This window comes from Monashia sp. HAY1-5C (assembly GCF_056755255.1).
Window position 1 is genome coordinate 1 of sequence record NZ_JBPGXG010000509.1, and the last position, 256, is coordinate 256.

Annotated in this window: 1 protein-coding gene; it reads right to left on the bottom strand. The window is 64.5% G+C overall.

Translation table 11 applies throughout. The features are described 5' to 3' along the window. The coding region (locus ACR9ZK_RS22600) for a hypothetical protein (protein WP_481344167.1) at nucleotides 1-217 on the bottom strand (217 nt) is incomplete at its 3' end. Nucleotides 218-256 lie beyond the last annotated feature (39 nt).

The window sequence follows — 256 nt, forward strand, 5'->3', positions numbered from 1 at the left end:
CCTGGCGGCAGAACGTGAAGGTGAGAACTGCTGCCAGGGAGACAAATGACCCAAGCGTGGCCAGCAAAGGCTGGGCGCGGAGGGCACGAAGTGCGGCCAGGGTCAGGGAAACCACCAGGACAGTGGTGATCAGAGGCATAAACCAGGCCCAGCCCCTGAGAACGCCGTTCAGCGACAACGCGGAACCCAGGACGGCCACGGAAATGGAACCGGCCATGACCCAGGGGTAGGGTCCCGGGCCCGCAGTCCGTAAGCT